At 42.4% G+C, this 16,026-nt stretch carries 19 protein-coding genes; 3 read left to right on the plus strand and 16 right to left on the minus strand.

What is annotated here, in order from left to right:
- The gene (locus tag HWQ43_RS27745; RefSeq protein WP_292739642.1) at positions 1–222 is read right to left on the minus strand and encodes a hypothetical protein; all 222 of its coding nucleotides are present in this window, start codon (positions 220–222) and stop codon (positions 1–3) included.
- A gap of 111 nt (positions 223–333) precedes the next feature.
- On the opposite strand from HWQ43_RS27745, the gene HWQ43_RS27750 reads away from it, so the two are divergent.
- Both HWQ43_RS27750 and HWQ43_RS27755 read left to right on the plus strand, forming a co-directional pair.
- Entirely contained in the window at positions 334–1,335 is a 1,002-nt protein-coding gene (locus tag HWQ43_RS27750; RefSeq protein ID WP_292739644.1) for an ROK family protein, read from the plus strand.
- The gene (locus HWQ43_RS27755) at positions 1,336–2,001 is read left to right on the plus strand and encodes an HAD family hydrolase (protein ID WP_292739646.1); all 666 of its coding nucleotides are present in this window, start codon (positions 1,336–1,338) and stop codon (positions 1,999–2,001) included.
- Between the two features lie 77 nt (positions 2,002–2,078).
- Here HWQ43_RS27755 and HWQ43_RS27760 read toward each other — a convergent pair whose 3' ends face one another.
- From HWQ43_RS27760 to HWQ43_RS27815, 12 genes are all read right to left on the minus strand, one after another.
- The gene (locus tag HWQ43_RS27760) at positions 2,079–2,330 is read right to left on the minus strand and encodes a Uma2 family endonuclease (protein ID WP_292739648.1); all 252 of its coding nucleotides are present in this window, start codon (positions 2,328–2,330) and stop codon (positions 2,079–2,081) included.
- Positions 2,331–2,387: 57 nt separating this feature from the next.
- Positions 2,388–2,666, minus strand: a complete 279-nt coding sequence (locus tag HWQ43_RS27765) for a hypothetical protein (RefSeq protein WP_292739650.1) — start codon at positions 2,664–2,666, stop codon at positions 2,388–2,390.
- A 50-nt stretch (positions 2,667–2,716) separates the two neighbouring features.
- A complete protein-coding gene (gene proB, locus HWQ43_RS27770) occupies positions 2,717–3,820 on the minus strand; it encodes a glutamate 5-kinase (RefSeq protein WP_292739652.1) in 1,104 nt (367 codons plus the stop codon).
- A gap of 266 nt (positions 3,821–4,086) precedes the next feature.
- Positions 4,087–4,626: a YqeG family HAD IIIA-type phosphatase gene (locus tag HWQ43_RS27775; RefSeq protein ID WP_181930350.1), complete on the minus strand. Its 540-nt coding sequence runs from the start codon at positions 4,624–4,626 to the stop codon at positions 4,087–4,089.
- Positions 4,627–4,680: 54 nt separating this feature from the next.
- Entirely contained in the window at positions 4,681–5,307 is a 627-nt protein-coding gene (locus HWQ43_RS27780; RefSeq protein WP_292739656.1) for a hypothetical protein, read from the minus strand.
- Between the two features lie 368 nt (positions 5,308–5,675).
- Entirely contained in the window at positions 5,676–6,248 is a 573-nt protein-coding gene (locus tag HWQ43_RS27785) for a DUF3727 domain-containing protein (RefSeq protein WP_292739658.1), read from the minus strand.
- Positions 6,249–6,395: 147 nt separating this feature from the next.
- Positions 6,396–6,893 carry a Holliday junction resolvase RuvX gene (ruvX, locus tag HWQ43_RS27790; RefSeq protein WP_292739661.1) on the minus strand — a complete coding sequence of 166 codons (498 nt, stop codon included), beginning with the start codon at positions 6,891–6,893 and terminating at the stop codon, positions 6,396–6,398.
- Positions 6,874–8,130 (minus strand): GNAT family N-acetyltransferase, encoded by a 1,257-nt coding sequence (locus HWQ43_RS27795; RefSeq protein ID WP_292739664.1) that lies wholly within the window; start codon positions 8,128–8,130, stop codon positions 6,874–6,876. Before HWQ43_RS27795 ends, ruvX begins: the two co-directional genes overlap by 20 nt.
- Positions 8,131–8,339: 209 nt before the next feature.
- Positions 8,340–8,546, minus strand: coding sequence for a hypothetical protein (locus HWQ43_RS27800; protein WP_094352643.1), 207 nt, complete (start codon positions 8,544–8,546; stop codon positions 8,340–8,342).
- A 124-nt stretch (positions 8,547–8,670) separates the two neighbouring features.
- A complete protein-coding gene (locus HWQ43_RS27805) occupies positions 8,671–9,162 on the minus strand; it encodes a hypothetical protein (protein ID WP_292739666.1) in 492 nt (163 codons plus the stop codon).
- A gap of 122 nt (positions 9,163–9,284) precedes the next feature.
- Positions 9,285–11,429 carry a pentapeptide repeat-containing protein gene (locus tag HWQ43_RS27810; RefSeq protein ID WP_292739668.1) on the minus strand — a complete coding sequence of 715 codons (2,145 nt, stop codon included), beginning with the start codon at positions 11,427–11,429 and terminating at the stop codon, positions 9,285–9,287.
- Between the two features lie 301 nt (positions 11,430–11,730).
- Entirely contained in the window at positions 11,731–12,069 is a 339-nt protein-coding gene (locus HWQ43_RS27815) for a hypothetical protein (RefSeq protein ID WP_292739670.1), read from the minus strand.
- Positions 12,070–12,496: 427 nt separating this feature from the next.
- On the opposite strand from HWQ43_RS27815, the gene HWQ43_RS27820 reads away from it, so the two are divergent.
- Positions 12,497–12,928, plus strand: a complete 432-nt coding sequence (locus HWQ43_RS27820) for a hypothetical protein (protein ID WP_292739672.1) — start codon at positions 12,497–12,499, stop codon at positions 12,926–12,928.
- 42 nt (positions 12,929–12,970) lie between these two features.
- On the opposite strand, the gene HWQ43_RS27825 is transcribed toward HWQ43_RS27820, so the two are convergent.
- From HWQ43_RS27825 to HWQ43_RS27835, 3 genes are all read right to left on the minus strand, one after another.
- Positions 12,971–13,342: a hypothetical protein gene (locus HWQ43_RS27825; RefSeq protein WP_292739674.1), complete on the minus strand. Its 372-nt coding sequence runs from the start codon at positions 13,340–13,342 to the stop codon at positions 12,971–12,973.
- An 89-nt stretch (positions 13,343–13,431) separates the two neighbouring features.
- A complete protein-coding gene (locus HWQ43_RS27830; RefSeq protein WP_292739729.1) occupies positions 13,432–14,607 on the minus strand; it encodes a glycosyltransferase in 1,176 nt (391 codons plus the stop codon).
- A gap of 17 nt (positions 14,608–14,624) precedes the next feature.
- Complete coding sequence (locus HWQ43_RS27835; protein ID WP_292739676.1) at positions 14,625–15,614, minus strand: GDP-mannose 4,6-dehydratase; 990 nt, start codon at positions 15,612–15,614, stop codon at positions 14,625–14,627.
- Positions 15,615–16,026: the final 412 nt, after the last annotated feature.

Genomic DNA, 16,026 nt, shown 5'->3' on the forward strand with positions numbered 1-16,026 from the left:
TTACCCAGCTGAAATATTTCCACTGATTATTTGACTACCCCCGATTCTGGGATCTTCATCTTCGCGATTCAAATCATCTGGAGTGGGATTTTGCTTGCTCTGTCCACTAACTTCTTCTGGTTCAATGGGATCTGCCTCTTGAGCTTTATCAATATCAAGAGAGCGAGGAGGTTCTTTGGCCTGAGAGAAATCGATAAGTGGATCGGTTTGATCGGGAGTCATGAGTTGCTAAATAATAGTGTAGTTTTTTCTAGTGTTAAATGTATCTTGAGTGCAAACATCTTTCTTCAGAAAGAAACTACGTTGTGTGATGGTGTAATAAAAGGTGAGTGAATGACATTAATTTTAGCTCTCGATTTTGGCGGAACTAAGCTGGCGGCAGCATTGGTAAATGTTGGTTCGAGAAAGTGGTTGCGTTATGAACGTCGTCTATCGCCAGTAGGTGCAAATGCTAGCACTGACTTGGAAATTATGCGATCGCTCATTTACTTTCTGCTAGAAGATTCAAAACCTGCTGCGATCGGTGTCAGTTTTGGCGGCCCGGTTGATGCTTCCACGGGGACGGTGCGGCTATCTCATCATGTGGCTGGATGGGAAAATATTCCTCTCAAAGCCTTATTAGAGGAGGAGTTTGGTGTTCCTGTTGATGTAGATAATGACGCTAATATTGCTGCTTTGGGAGAACATCGCTTTGGTGCTGGTCAAGGATACGATAGCCTGTTTTATATAACTGTCAGCACTGGCGTAGGTGGTGGTTGGATACTCAATGGCCAGCCTTGGCGGGGTGCTGGTGGGATGGCTGGCGAAATTGGACATATCGTTGTAGATCCGGCTGGGCCAGTTTGTTTGTGTGGTAAGCGGGGATGTGTGGAACGTTTGGCTTCGGGGCCTTATATGGCGCAAAATGCTAGAGAAATTTTGGAAAACGTAGACGCACCAGCGGCTTCCCGGAGGGTACCGCAGAGGCGCGGAGGACTCAGAGATGGAGAGATTTTGAGGGGTTTAGTGGGGGGAGATTTAACTTTGTTGACGGGACAGTTGGTAAGTGAAGCGGCGGCGGCTGGGGATGATTTGGCTAAGGAAGTTTTACACAAGGCTGCTTGGGCGCTGGGTGTGGGTATTGGCAATGTGGCGAACTTGATGAATCCGCAGCGCTTTGTGTTGGGAGGCGGTGTGACGAAGGCGGGGGAGGATTTTTGGCGGGTGGTGCGTCAGGTGGCACGGGAGACGGCTTTACCGGAGGTTGATTTTGAAATTGTGCCGGCGGTGCTGGGTGATGATGCGCCTTTGTGGGGGGCTGTGGCGATCGCTTCTATGACAATCCCAAATTTGTAAATGAGTGAGGCATGGAGTGTATTAGTGCAAACAGAATTAGTTATTTTTGATTGTGATGGAGTGTTAGTAGACAGCGAAAGATTAGGCAATCGCGTTTTTGTAAAATTTGTCGCTGAGTTTGGGCTTGCAATGAAACTTGAAGAAGCTATTTTCTTATTTAAGGGTTGCAAAATGGCTGATTGTGTTGCTGTCATTGAGCAAAGACTTGGTAAGAAGATGCCACAAGATTTTGTAACTCAGCTTCGTACCCGTACTGCTGAAGCATTCGAGCGTGAATTACTTCCTGTAGAAGGAATAGAAGCAGCTTTAGACAAGATTAATCTACCTATTTGCGTTGCTTCCAGTGGCCCACCCGAAAAGATTAAGTTAGCTTTGCGTGTCACTAATCTATTGTCTCGATTTGAAGGACGTATCTTTAGCTCGTATGAAATTGGAAGTTGGAAGCCAGCACCTGACTTATTCTTATATGCAGCTAAAAATATGGGATTTCAAGCTCCATCTTGCACTGTTGTCGAAGATAGCGTTTTGGGTGTACGTGCAGGTGTTGCTGCTGGTATGAGAGTTTTAGGATACACCGAGCAAAGTGAGGCTCATCTACTTGAGGCATCTGGAGCGCATATCTTTTACTCTATGCACCAACTGCCTTCATTGTTGTCGCACTATTAGACTTATAATTATGAGTTTAATGAAAAAATTAACACTCTGAACGATATTAAAATATTTTCTTTCATTTAAACCTACTATTACTGTTGAATATTTTGACGAAACTCCCTAATTGCTTCCAAGGGAGACGATAACAAAAGACAACGATTGAGCAGAGATAAATCTAATTCTGCTAGCAACTCACTATTAGCAACTTTCTCATATTCTTGCTCTCGTAAGCAGTAAACTTCAAATGTACTATCTTCCCAAAACCAAACTTCCGGGACTTGCATTAATTTGTATTTCTGTAATTTGATGGGACAGCCGCTAGTAATCACTACTTCAATATACAAGTCTGGTACAGGTTTGTCCGTTCCAAAGCAATAAGAATAAATCTGCTTGATATTCTACTATCTTGGTAATAACCTGGCTAAAACTCCCACTGGGAAAAATTCAATGCCCTGTTCCACGAAATACTGCCCCAAGAGCAAACCAATTAAACACTTAATTGCCTCATGAGGCTTACCAATACTCACAATTTCTAAAATTCCCTCACAATAAAATAAGCGCACTCCTGGTACATTTTCAAAACTAGCTTGAATCGCTTTAAACTGTTCCCAACTTAACCCATGTCGAAAGAAGCGTTGTTCTTCTGGTAAGTTAACAGCATTTTCTAACGTTTGAGTCATAAATTTTTACTCTCTCAGTTAGTAGTCACAAAGTTTATCTCATTTCCATTTTAAGTCAAAACCAAATTATCTCGATGAATCACCGTTTCTGCACCGGCATAACCTAAAATTGTGGAAATTTCCCGTGAATGACGCCCACAAATCTTTTGCAGTTCATTGCTGTTGTAATTTACAAGTCCTCTGGCAATTTCATTACCGTCGGTGTCACACAATTGCACGGCATCCTGTGTCTCAAACTCTCCTTCTACTAGCTTAATTCCCGCTGCTAATAAGGATTTTCCTGCTAGAGAAATTGCCGCGATCGCACCTTCATCTAAATACAATTTACCCGCAGGTACAAGCCCGTAAGCTATCCAACGTTTACGCGCCGAAGTTGGTTCGGGTTGCGGTTCAAAATGCGTTCCAATCAGTTCGCCTTGGATAATTTTTTCGATATTCCGGGGAAATCGCCCTTGGGTAATTACGGTACGTACTCCCGCAGCGATCGCAATCCTCGCAGCCGAAATTTTTGTCACCATCCCACCAGTACCCCACTGAGAACCTTGGGAACCGATTTGTAATTGAGCTAATTCTTTAATGCTACTAACTAGAGCTATCGGCCGCGCATCTGGCACGGAACGGGGATCGGCTGAGTATAGCCTATCGACATCGGTAAGTAAAAATAGCCAATCTGCTTCTACTAAACTGGCAACCAATGCCGAAAGGGTATCATTATCACCAAATTTTAGTTCGTCTATCGCTACAGTATCATTTTCATTGACTATGGGGATCACTCCCAATCCCAATAATTCCTGAAAGGTGTTGTAGGCGTTGAGATAGCGGCTGCGCTGTACCAAGTCACTACGAGTTAATAATACTTGGGCGATCGCCTGTTGCAAGGTAGTAAATAAATCATCGTATATCCGAATTAACCTCCCTTGTCCAACTGCTGCTACAGCCTGTTTGAGTGCGATCGCTTTAGGACGTTCAGTTAAACCCAACCGCGCACACCCCACGCCTACAGCACCAGAAGAAACCAAAATCACCCGATGTCCTTGGCGTCTTAAATTGCAGAGTGTTTCCGCCAAGGTAGCAATAGTAGAAAGTGCTAATTGTCCCGTTTCTGGTTGAGTTAGGCTGGAAGTACCGATTTTGACAACAATTGTTTTAGTCATTGGTCATTAGTCATTGGTCATTAGTCATTGGTCATTGGTCATTAGTAACTGACGAATGACAACGGACAAATGACAAATGACTAAAGAAATTGTAAATCGCCAATCCCTCTATAATGAAGGTTGACGCTTTACGGAAGTATATTTACTTAGTATGAGTTAGGGTCTTTTTTGGCTGACCCCATGTTATTAATACTTATGATCCCCGATTTTTTGGTTCCAGTAAGATTCCTTAACTATTTCTTTAGATTTACTTTCCTGACGATTTCTCAACTTTTGTGAATCTTGGTTTTCTTGGGGGTAATAGAAGCTCCCAGAATTTCAGATATCCAGACTTCAAAGTTGCGGATGGGATGAGAGCGGAGAGCCGCGTCGGCATGAACAATCGGTTCGACTAGAATGGTAAACATTCCCAGGCGATTACCTGCTATGACATCGGTAAACAAGCGATCGCCTACCATTCCCACTTGATGCACTGGTAAATCCATTCCCCTAAGTGCTGCTCTAATTTTGCGTCGGGAAGGCTTGGCTGCACCTAAGTAGTAAGGCAAATTGAGCGATCGCGCAATTCCACCAATTCTGGCTTCACTGAGGTTGTTACTCACCAAGCACAGTGCAGTACAGGTACGGATTTGCTCTACCCACTCTCGTAGTTCTGGGGAAGCTATCCCGACTGTAAAGGGTACTAAAGTTTCATCTACATCCAATACCAGCCCTTTAAGCCCGTATTTTTGGATAATATCTGGTGTTAGGTTCAACACTGAACCTTCTAAAATCAAGTCAGGCTGTAAAAGATTGTTCCAGACCATAAGTCAACAGTCAAATTTAGATAGCTAAGACAAATGAGCATAACCCAATATAGTTTAGTTAGTCGAACTCCATCCTGGAATGTCTCCCTGAACATTTTGAGATAAAATCCCTAAAATTTTATCTATCTCTTTGATGTAATAATTATTCAAATCAATAAATATATCGTTTTCTTCTAACTTCAAAAACTTCCAAATATCACCTGTTGTTACCGCACCATAAATTTTTCTGATTTCATTGCCTTCTTGTTGATTAAACAATTGTGCTGCCAACATTGCGGCTGCACATTGACCTAATCCACCTTTAATATTTTCATTTTTGGCTTCAATAATAACCACCACTGGCACATTATTCGTTAGCTGCTCTTTAGAACGACTGATGATAAAGTCACAGTATCCAGTCAGACCTTTTTCTGCATCTACATTAAAGTCTGTTCCCAAAAATAAGCTAATTGGATAATTAGCCCTGCGTCTTACCTCCAACAATATCGGAGTGATAATCATTTCTGAACGAGCTTTTTCAGTATTAATTGCTAAAGCCAGTTCTGTAGTTTCTTCTAAAGAATTTTTGAGTTTCTCACTTGCCTGTAAAGGTTTTATGTCAGCACATAAATCAGTTTTTTCATGAATGCAGATGCTGAATGACTTTTTAAATTTACTTAATGTAAAATCGCTATAAGTCATTTTCAGCAACTCATAACATTTCTTTGTGAGGCTGCGCCAAATTTTCTTTCTTTCTCTCTCTTTCTTTGTGTACTTTGCGCCCTTTGTGGTTCGTTTTTTTCTTATACTTCACTCCTAATATGGTTTAGCGTATCTTCATACAGAATTGGTATCATACCAATTTTGGCTTTAGATCGTGGAATTGAAAATCACGACCAAAATGCTTATTCCCGAATCTTAAACAATACTAATTGTCCCAATTTAGTGTCAATGTTTCATAGTTTCCACATTTAATGGGACATGGTAAAAAGTTTAGGTAGATTTTGATTACAATGAAAACTCTCAATTAAAAATTCAAAATGAAAATTTTACATTTTGAATTTTTAATCTTATTCCACTTCATTAAAAAGATGTTCTTCTAACAGAGGTTGCACTTTACGAAACTCCTCTGGAGAAAGTAGTTCAGGCTCACCTGTTTTCGTTATCCGTGCAAAAAATAACAGGGGATCTAAAGGTGTATAAATTGCATACTCCTGATCTTCATCATAGAAGCTAGCGAGTAGCTGTAATTGTTCTGGCTCTAAATCTTCCCCTTCGTCTTCGATTTCTAAGGTGAAGAGTTCTGATTCTTCCACTGGCGGTAAATCACCTGCAACAGTCAGAGCATAAGCTGTGTTCTTCAATATCAGGTTCTGTTCAGATAGTACAGCTTGGGCATTAGCAAAAATTTGCTCAATGATGGCGTCATCTTCTACCAGAACCGCTTCTTCTTCCTCACCGTCACCTTCCCAAGAAAAAATTTCTACAGGTGAATCTACAGGAAGAAGCAAAACGTATTCTTGCTCATCAACCTCAAGGCGATGCTCTATATAACAGTCGAGCGATCGCCCTTTGTCATCGGTTAAAGTGATGGAACCCGCATGAGCGTTATCATTTTCTTCAGGAAATGGAGAGGAAAACATAGCCGAAATGTAGAAATTTAATAAATACCAGCAAGTTTGAAAATCGCTTAACTATAAGTTAATGACATATTATTATGTCAAGCAAATAGCTTTATACGTAGATACAACTGCTGGCTAATCGTTTTCAGAATATCATGTTAAAAGGTATCAATATTCAATAGCCGCAACTGAACTGCGGGAGTTGGCACGCTTAACATCCAGCCATTGTTGTAAAATCAAAGCGGCTGCCTTGCGGTCAATCAAACCTTTATGGCGTGATGGGGAGCGGTTTTCAGCTATCAGCAGTTGCTCTGCTTGAAATGAAGTTAATCGCTCATCCATATATTCCACAGGCAGGTTTAGTGCTTTAGCAAGTCTTGTAGTAAATTTATGAACTTGACGAGCCTGAAATCCTAATGAGCCATCCATTGAATAAGGTAAGCCCATAACTAGAATTTGCACCTCACGTTCATTAACTATTTGTCGGATTCGCTCGACATCTTGCTCAAAAGATGCGCGCTCAATTGTGGTGATACCCGTGGCAATTAAACCCGTGCGATCGCACCCAGCCACACCAATCCGCTTGCGACCAAAATCTAGTCCCAAGGCTGAAATAAACGGTTTTGGTTGCTCTTGGGATATCACACTAATTCTCCTGCTGTCCATCTGCTGATTCAGCAATCGGCGATGTTTCTATACTAGGGTTTTTTACCGAAAAGTTAATCGGTTCTGGCTTGCTTGGCAGAGGTTTATCTGATGATGGCAGCTTTCCTGGTTGTATCCATGACATTCCACCTGGTATAGGTTTACGAGTTGGTTGTAAACCTTGTAGCATATCAGTCCACTGGATTCCTTCTAAGGAGACGAATTTCGACTCTCGTAACTTGTGCCACACAGAGCGAGACATCACTAATGTATGTTCTATGCGTTTTGCCCCAATTCGCTCCAAATATTCTTCTCGCTCTGCCTGATAGTCTGAAGAGGCTAGTTGTAACCCTTGCTGGGGAAAATCTTGGGCAATGCGAGCCAGTTGAGAGAGTAATTCTGGATAAAGCCAGGTGTAAGCAGGATGAACTGTCAGCGTTGCAACATGGGGAACTTCACCCTTGCGATCGAGTTGCACCTGAAAATAGCCGATCGCGGCTTTGCGTTGCGGTTCAAACACGTAACCACTGACTACTTCTGTTTTAGTCAGCCATTGCTTCACTGCATCAGTTAAAGCACCAAATAAACTGGTTTTAAAGTCGCGGGTATTACGGTCAAAAACCTGACGTACCAAAGGTGGCATCGATGCTGTATCTAGTTGATATAGCAACTGGGCATCAGCATTGCTCACTGGCAAGAGGTTTGGTAAGTCTGGCTCTGCTTGTGCTAATTCAGCCAGTAATTCTGGCTCAATTTCCCAGTACGTCATTTCTGCCAGACGCTGGAATCCATTTTGCCGATATAGTGCCAACGCCTCAATGTCATTGATATTAACTTCTAGTAGCCAGGTGCGAGCTTCTAAAATCGACTCAAAGCAATGACGCAAAAGTTGCGAACCAATTCCTTGTTTATCGACACCACGCTCTAATAGCACTTGATCGATCCGCCAAGTACTGCGTGTCCGGTTAAAGGGTGAAACTTGAATCATTCCTAAAAGTATCCGCCCTTGCTCTGCAACAAAAGCACACAGTCGATACTGTAGCGGGTTAGGAAACCAACTTAAAAATTTGAGTAATCCATACCAGCGACGCAGCCTTTGCATCTGGCTGATGGCAAAACCTGCTCCCTTCGGAGTAAGGGCTGCGAATGACTCTTGAGTTATGCGCTCAATGCCGTCCAAATCCCGGTATTGGACTGGTCGGATGACAACGCTGAGGTTTCTGGGAAGTAATGAAGTCATTTTTATTCGAGCCGCCATTTAGCCTTAACTAACTGCTCTTCAAAGGAAGCAACTGCTTGCAATGATCTTAACTAGTTTCTGCTCTTTACTATTGTGCCAAAAGGGTGATTTTAGTAACTTAATACTTAAAAAGCAGAAAAAGCAGACCTTGTGAGAACACCATTGGCATTGACCCAACAACATCTGCCCTTATTTTATTTGAATTTTGATTAAAATTTGTATATATTTTATAACCCTTGCCGAGAAACTAGCTTTTCAAAGTGGGCTTGGGTTTGATGGAGTAATTGGTGGCGACTATCTACCAGTGTTTGCTTGAGCGTTGGAACAAGATTGCGAGCTTGCAGAGTCATGTGAAGTTGCAGGTTGGCAACATATTCACTGAAATCTTGATTCACTTCATCTGCGCCCGCATCTGTTAATAAATTTGATTCCATTGCCACTGTGTTCTCCTGTGTTAATCCTGTGCTGTCTCTCTTCATGACCAAAAACTATCACGTTGTTTGGACTAACTTCTTAATTTGCAATGAAGTTTAACGCTTCTTAGGCATAGCGTACCCCTTAAAATCTCAAACCAACACCACCTTGTACGGAGATAGCTGTACCACTACTATCTCGGTAGGCATCAAAAGCAATAATAGCATTGCCAAAAAGGACAGTATTGCTATTTGGGATCATATAATCGATGCCTGGTTGTAAAGCAAAACTAATTTTGTCGCCCACAGGAGAAGATCCACCACCACCAGCCAACACTAACCCAGCACCCAGGTAGGCATCAGCTTGCCAGTTGAGGGGGAAATCGTAAGAAACCGTTGGTACAACTGCAGTATTATTACCAATTAACACTTGGGCACGGAGTGAAATTGGTGCTTCCAAAAGCTTGTAGCGCCCCGCGATTACTCCCCCAAGTTGGATACCATCGGTAATACCAACAGTGGGGCCGATACCAATATAACTGCCATAAGCTACTTGAGCTTGTGCTGGTTTAGTACTAACCAGACTCAAGACCAAACCAGCCCCCAGAACTGAAACCAAAGATGGAATATACTTCATAACCAACTCCTCACACCATTTTATTATTGGGCATTGGGCATTGGGCAATTGTACTGAGCAAAGCCTATTGGGTATTGGTTATTCTCTCCCTGCCCCTCTGCCCCTCTGCTCCCCCTCTCATTCTACGGGCAACGGGGATGAATGCCTCCTTGAGTACAAATGTATGCTAATTGCTTGGCATCTAAATTTTTGGCTTGAGAAAAATCAACCCCTTGGACTACGGCAGATACTGAGCCTAAATCTGGGGTTTGGACAAATTGATCTGCTGGATCTTGTTTGCTAGGAGCGAGAATTGCTCCTTTAAAATCTGCTCCAGCGACATTTGCCCCTCGTAAATCTGCAAGACTCAGGTCGGCATTTTGCAAATTCACGTTTTCCATTTGGGCAGAACGCAAAACAGCACCAGTTAAACGAGTGGCACTGAGGTTCGCATTGCTGAGATTAGCACGATCCAAATAAGCTCCTGATAAATCTGCTCCTTGCCAATCAGTGTTAGTTAAGTTGGCAAAAGATAATTGCGTACCGATGGCAGTGGCGCGACCTAAACGCGCTGCATACAGATTGGCTTCGTTCAATTTGGCATCGCCTAAATCTGCCCCAGTCAAGCTAGCTTTTTCCAAAACTGCGTTTCGCAGATCGGCTCCTACTAGTTGGGTGCTGTTGAGTTTAGCATCATATAGACGCGCGTTGGATAAGTTGGCTCTGTTAAGAGTGGCACGACTCAAATCGATCCGGTTCATCAAGACGCGACTGAGGTTAGCATCAGTAAGATTGGCTTGCTGCAACTGAGCTTGGCTTAAATCAGCCATTACATCGTCGTAAGTATCCCAGCGTCCATCTTCACCCACACCCCGGAAGCGGCTACCCTTAAAGCTGGCTTGGTTAAGATTTGCAGATTTAAACTTAACTCCTGATAAATCAAGATTGTCCAGTACCAAGTTGAAGAAGGAACTTCCTGAAGTACCGCTTTGCCCTAATTGGGTACTACTAAGGTCAACACCCTCGATTTTTTTACCGCTGTAAACAGAGAGAATCTTGTTGATTGTCCGTTGGTTTCTTTGTAGCCGCCCTTGCCGTAATTCCCGGTCTTTGGTTGCAGTGCTACCCACAGATTCCAGTTCACTCACCAAAAACTGATTTTTATTTTTGAGTTCCGGAATGGCTTGGGGCCCGACAGTTGTCAAAGATTGTTGAATTGTATCCAGAAGGCTGGGGTTAGTTTCGCTAACTAATAAGTCCGCCAGAAATTTAATGGATTGTGGGTCATTAAGACCACCCATAGCCAGAATTGCACTTTGGCGTTGCTCATTAGTCGCCCCAGAGTTGGGAGTCAATTGTTTGACAAGTTCGAGGAATTGTTGGCTGTTGATTTGCTTGGTTGCTCGCTGGGATTGTTGAATTTGGATATAAACTTGAGTGCCAATTAAAGTTGCCAGTACAGCAGTCATACTCGTCAGCCCTACCCCAAACAAAGTCAAATTGGGATTTTGCTGTATTCGCCGCCACAAATTAGGCGACTGGCTGGTTCGGTCTGCCGCTAATTCTTCTCCCTCTTGCCATTCTTCTGCTTCTTCATTACCGTCAGCAGACTGAGCTTGTTTGTTGTTGCTAGCTAAGACTGCATCGATTGTATAAGTACCTGCGAGTTGATCGTGTAGTGCGCGACGCCCCCGACGCGACGGTAAGCCAATCCCTTCACCCACAATCATTAATAAAGACAAAAATGTGAATAATCCTAAATTCGGAAAAGCAAAGCTATAGCGCCACAGCAAATAGGCTATGGAAATGGGTACAGTCCAACGCCCAACGCCTTCTCTAATTACAACTGCCCCCAGTCCAGGCCGCTTCCCTTGCTCGTTGACAACCCGCACTTTTAACCAACGTTTCCCAATTGTGCTACCAGTCTTAGCTAATAAATACAATTGCCACCACGAGAGAGTTACAGGTGCTAACAGGGCGATTGTCCACAAAATATTAGTCGGCCATGCAACGTTACGAATGCCATAGCTCACAGGTAGAGCGAGGGGTCTGGCGATCGCTCTTTCTGTGACTACCAGCACGGGGTTCAGGGGCACTCGGTTCAGATCGCTTCTAGAATTGGCATAGACACCAATGCCGAAGGGAATCAATCCACTAGTAACCACTAGTGTAATTTCAGCCGCCCAAGCAGCAAAACGCCGACTTCCTAGCAGCAGCGAATTAGCTCTTTCCGATTTTTTTGACTGACCAGATTGATTACTAGTTCTCCTGACAATTGGTGACGTCATCGTATAATTTCCTTTGATATTATTTCTACGCCGCCGCGATCGGCACAATTAAAATAGACTAAGCCAGTCAGCAAAAAGAAAAGCATATTGAAATAGGATTTAGGAGTAATGCAGCAGAATTCAGGAGTCAGAATGGGCTGCGCTAACAGAATTCAGAAGTAAAATAGGCTTTATACCTAGGTTTGACACTTCACTTCTGTACTTCACCTTTTTGGAAATACTGCCTAAGTCAGAAGCCGTTTTTATTCTGGCTCCTGACTGTCATAACTCCGGGCAGAGTGCAAAGTAAATGCATATCAACTTATTGCTTACGTTGAAAGCTACCAGACACAAAAAATTTGTATCCAACATACACTAACACTGCCAAAAGTGCCAGACTGATTACAGATGCAACTAGTTTAAACACTGCTTGCAGTATCGCCAAGCCTACTAGTACCGTCACACCCGAAACTACGAGCTTTTTCACACCAGATAAGCTGTTGAACCAAATCTGAAATCGCTCTAGTTGCAAGTTAAAGCTGGCAAAAACAGACTGAGGGCTTTGTTTTTGTTCTTGTGAAACCACCCCAGGCGGGGAATTAATCTCTGCCTCTAGCTTATCGAGGCGACGCTGTAAGTCTTCTTCTGGTTGAGGATTCATCAATCTTTCCTACCTCAATAGCATACTTTTTCAACAATAGACCAACCAAATTCTATTTTTGGTGATTGTCTTAGTGATTTTAGCTAATCTCTGTGCGTGCAAGATTTTACAGATATCAATTGTAGAGACGCAATACTTTGCAGATCAACCCAACAATCTCTCTTTTGGTCTGGGGAAAGCTTACTGGGCTTGGGGTAAAGGTAAATTCAAACCCTTTCTCTTTTTTCCCTTTAACCGAAAAGCATTGTATGTAGAGACGTTGCAATGCAAGTCTCTACATACACCTATCAAATCTTTACAAATAATCCTTAATTAACTGGTATTACTTTATACGTCAGCTTTTGGAACCAAGAGGGATTGCTGTCGTCTATATAAATCAGACCGTATAACAATATTGCTCTGAAAAAAATCTGGAGCATTAATTAAAATGAAGACGCTTAGGCTACTTGCAATTATTCCCACAGCTTTGGCGATGAGTTTGGTTTTCACTGAGGCTAATTTGGCACAAACACCAACAATCCAAATTAATCGGAATTCCCAACCCGATCCATTGATTTTGAACGGCAAGTCTGGGGGAACTGTCAAAAGTAATTGTGGCAATATTACTACTGAACCTAATCAAGTTGTCCAAGTTACAGAGTCACTACCTTATTTGCGATTAACAGTAGAGAGTCAAGGAAAGCCAACACTGCTGATCGACGGACCTGGGGGGCGCTTTTGTGTACTAGCAGATAGTTACTCTGGAGGTAAGTCAGAACTTTCTGGTTATTGGCAGCCAGGAAAATACTTACTGTATGTGGGCGAACTATCCCCGCAACAGTATACTTACAGCCTCTCAATATCGCAAAAAAATAAATAGTCATTAGTCATTTATGTTTTGCAAATGACTAACACTCCTTGACTATTCTTCCAGTGATTTGGCTGGAACTTCGACAGCAGTGACATCAATTGTGCCTTCTGGTGTGAAGCGCTGAAAATGACTATTTTGTACTAGCAGCAACTCCTTACAGTTAGGACATTGCAACTGACTGTTATTTAAACCTGTAAATTCATATCCACAGACGGGACATTGATCGGCAACCAAGTTGCGTTGCAGCCACCAACGAAAACCAAAAAAAGCCACAATCGGTGCCAACAACAGCAACCCGAAAATAATTAGCAATGAATTAACTAACCAACCCAAGCCCACTGATACCAGCAACCAAACAACTGCTAGCAGGGTGAGCCAAGGGCGGAGATTTAAAAGATTCAATTGAAATGACTTAAAGCTCATTTTTAATAAATTTTGTCCTGCTCTCCTTCTAGGATAGCGATTTTAGTCATTAGTTATGATCTGAGTCATTGATCGTTTGTCACTTGGACTCAAATGGATTTTATTACTGAGGATAGCAGCATTTTTTGTAAGTGCTGTTGGAAGGCATTTATGCCAAACAGAGCGATCGCTTGTTCTCTTAGCCATTCCCCATCACATCGCTGGTCATCCCCTTGAAGCATTTCTATACAAGCTGCTGCTACAGCATCAGGATTGCGGTGTGGGACTCGCCATCCTAGTTTACCATCCTGCAAGGGGTCAGCAGAGCCATCGTCGTCACCAGATAACACCGGCACTCCACAAGCCATTGCCTCCAGATAAACTATACCAAAGCCTTCTTGCGAAGGCATAATATAGGCGTCAGCAAGGCGGTAATGTTCCATTAATTCTTCTGTGGCAACGAAACCAGCAAACACAACGCGATCGCTCACACCTAAATATGCAGCAAGTTTAGCTAATCGCGGTTGGTCATCACCACGACCAATTACCAAATATTTCACTTCTGGGAAAACTTGAGCGATTTGTGGTATTGCCCGAATGGTAACATCTACACCCTTGTAAATATCTCCTGACCATAATCGTGCTACTGTCATTAACACTTTCGCGCTAGTTAAGCCATACTTCTGGACTAATTCTGGTTGTTTGGAGCCAGGAGTAAATTTATCCGCGTCAATTGCACAAGGCATCATCTGTACCATTTTTGGGTTTAGACTATTGGCAACACAAGCGCGATCGCGGCTGTAGCGACTAATTGTCCAAATTCTATCTGCTGATGTCAGGGCGCGACGTTCTTGATTTTTCAACGGTTCCCAGACTTCTTTGCCGTAAGTTAGCACGGTGTAAGGAATTCCCAAGGGCTGGCAAAGTGTTTGGATTAATACTGCTAAGTTAATGTGACCGCAGAAAACCTGCTCTGGACGGCTTTGCAACAGACACTTCAATAAAGCTGCTGCCATTTGCAATCTCCCCAAATAGGGAGACTGATTTTTAAAGTAATGAAATTTTAAGTTCTCATCTTCAAACGGATTTAAGCTATCAGCACTATCTCGCAGCAAAAATACTTCTGCTTTGTAGTTTTGGCTCAATCCCAGATAGGCGCGAAAAATATCTTTTATATAGGATTGAATACCACCTTCGTGAGCAAAAATTTCTAAAAACACGAAGACATGGTTAGTTGTTTTGTTAACTTTATCACCTAAATTCAGGTTTTTTGTCACTGTAGTGATGTGCTATCTTAGATTATTTACACTTGCGGTAAGGGCGCGATTGCACCGCTTTGTAACCGCTCCAAATCTGTTTTTACCATTTTTTCTAAAAGTTCCTCAAAGCTTACTTGGGGTTCCCAGCCGAGCTTTTTTTTAGCTTTGCTGGGGTTAGCTACTAGCTGAAAATGCTCATCTTGTCGCAAGAAACTAGTATTTAATACTACATGGTGCGTCCAATCCAATCCGACAGACTCAAAGGCTGTGGCAACTAAATCTCTAACACTATGCAGTTTACCAGTGCCAATCACATATTCTTCTGGTTCATCAATTTGCAACATTAGCCACATTGCCTCTACATAATCACCTGCAAAGCCCCAATCACGTTTGGCATCAAGATTACCCATTTCTAAGGTGTCAGTTAAACCCAATTTAATTGATGCAGCCGCTAAAGAAACTTTGCGTGTGACAAACTGAGGTGCGCGTAGAGGAGACTCGTGATTATATAAAATTCCGCTACAGGCAAATAGTCCATAGCGCTGTCTATGATGCACCATCGTCCAGTGGGCGTGCATTTTAGCCGCAGCATAAGGATTTTTGGGACGAAAAGCGGTTTCCTCATCTTGAGGCGAGAGGAATACATCGCCAAACATTTCTGAACTGCTGGCTTGATAAAATCTGGTAAACAAACCAACTTTTCGTACTGCTTCCAAAAGCCTAGTAGCTGTACCAGTTATTAAATCAAGGGTTCCTAATGGGTCGTTCCAGGAGTCGGGTACAAAACTGGGAGCCGCCAAATTGTAAATTTCTTGAGGACGAAGTTGTTCAACTGCGGTGAACAGTGCTGCATTATCCCTCAAGTCAACCGTAAAAATTTCTACCTGATTTGCCAGTATTCCCAGTTTTGTCAAATTAGGTTGTCGATGTGGGGGTACTAATCCGACAACTCGATAACCACGGTTGAGGAGCAAATGGCTGAGATAGTAGCCATCTTGACCAGTAATTCCTGTAATTAGGGCTGTTTTAATCATATTTTCTCCCCTATATCTGTCTATCTCTTTAGGTACGAAATGGCACTTCTTGGAGAACAAACATTAAGACTCTCAACACTGCTGACAAATCTTAACAAGGGAGCTAGTGTAGCTCGAATGCTATTTTTACTATATTCACTAATTCTTTTTATACAAAAATCTTATTTTATATTTTACCAAAAGATCATAATCAATAAGCAATTTCACGTAAAAAACATATTACTCCAATTTAAATAATTTTGAAAAGGAGTATAATTTTATAAATTAAGTAACTATGTATTTCAGCAAAAGCTGCTTCTTTTGGAAGGTGTGTAGCTCAACTTTGAGTAAAATCTTCGTTAGCTTGGTGACGACTATATGAAAAGTTTTATTTGTTTGACTCCTAAGTACGGGCGAGCTAGCAAGAGAGGAT

Origin of the sequence: Nostoc sp. JL31, from assembly GCF_017114965.1 — a bacterium.
Lineage (GTDB): Bacteria > Cyanobacteriota > Cyanobacteriia > Cyanobacteriales > Nostocaceae > Nostoc > Nostoc punctiforme_A.

Coding starts and splice junctions, on each gene's coding strand:
- HWQ43_RS27745 (WP_292739642.1), bottom strand. CDS start 222: ATGACTCCCGATCAAACCGATCCACTTATCGATTTCTCTCAGGCCAAA.
- HWQ43_RS27750 (WP_292739644.1), top strand. CDS start 334: ATGACATTAATTTTAGCTCTCGATTTTGGCGGAACTAAGCTGGCGGCA.
- HWQ43_RS27755 (WP_292739646.1), top strand. CDS start 1,336: ATGAGTGAGGCATGGAGTGTATTAGTGCAAACAGAATTAGTTATTTTT.
- HWQ43_RS27765 (WP_292739650.1), bottom strand. CDS start 2,666: ATGACTCAAACGTTAGAAAATGCTGTTAACTTACCAGAAGAACAACGC.
- proB (WP_292739652.1), bottom strand. CDS start 3,820: ATGACTAAAACAATTGTTGTCAAAATCGGTACTTCCAGCCTAACTCAA.
- HWQ43_RS27775 (WP_181930350.1), bottom strand. CDS start 4,626: ATGGTCTGGAACAATCTTTTACAGCCTGACTTGATTTTAGAAGGTTCA.
- HWQ43_RS27780 (WP_292739656.1), bottom strand. CDS start 5,307: ATGACTTATAGCGATTTTACATTAAGTAAATTTAAAAAGTCATTCAGC.
- HWQ43_RS27785 (WP_292739658.1), bottom strand. CDS start 6,248: ATGTTTTCCTCTCCATTTCCTGAAGAAAATGATAACGCTCATGCGGGT.
- ruvX (WP_292739661.1), bottom strand. CDS start 6,893: ATGGACAGCAGGAGAATTAGTGTGATATCCCAAGAGCAACCAAAACCG.
- HWQ43_RS27795 (WP_292739664.1), bottom strand. CDS start 8,130: ATGGCGGCTCGAATAAAAATGACTTCATTACTTCCCAGAAACCTCAGC.
- HWQ43_RS27800 (WP_094352643.1), bottom strand. CDS start 8,546: ATGGAATCAAATTTATTAACAGATGCGGGCGCAGATGAAGTGAATCAA.
- HWQ43_RS27805 (WP_292739666.1), bottom strand. CDS start 9,162: ATGAAGTATATTCCATCTTTGGTTTCAGTTCTGGGGGCTGGTTTGGTC.
- HWQ43_RS27810 (WP_292739668.1), bottom strand. CDS start 11,429: ATGACGTCACCAATTGTCAGGAGAACTAGTAATCAATCTGGTCAGTCA.
- HWQ43_RS27815 (WP_292739670.1), bottom strand. CDS start 12,069: ATGAATCCTCAACCAGAAGAAGACTTACAGCGTCGCCTCGATAAGCTA.
- HWQ43_RS27820 (WP_292739672.1), top strand. CDS start 12,497: ATGAAGACGCTTAGGCTACTTGCAATTATTCCCACAGCTTTGGCGATG.
- HWQ43_RS27825 (WP_292739674.1), bottom strand. CDS start 13,342: ATGAGCTTTAAGTCATTTCAATTGAATCTTTTAAATCTCCGCCCTTGG.
- HWQ43_RS27835 (WP_292739676.1), bottom strand. CDS start 15,614: ATGATTAAAACAGCCCTAATTACAGGAATTACTGGTCAAGATGGCTAC.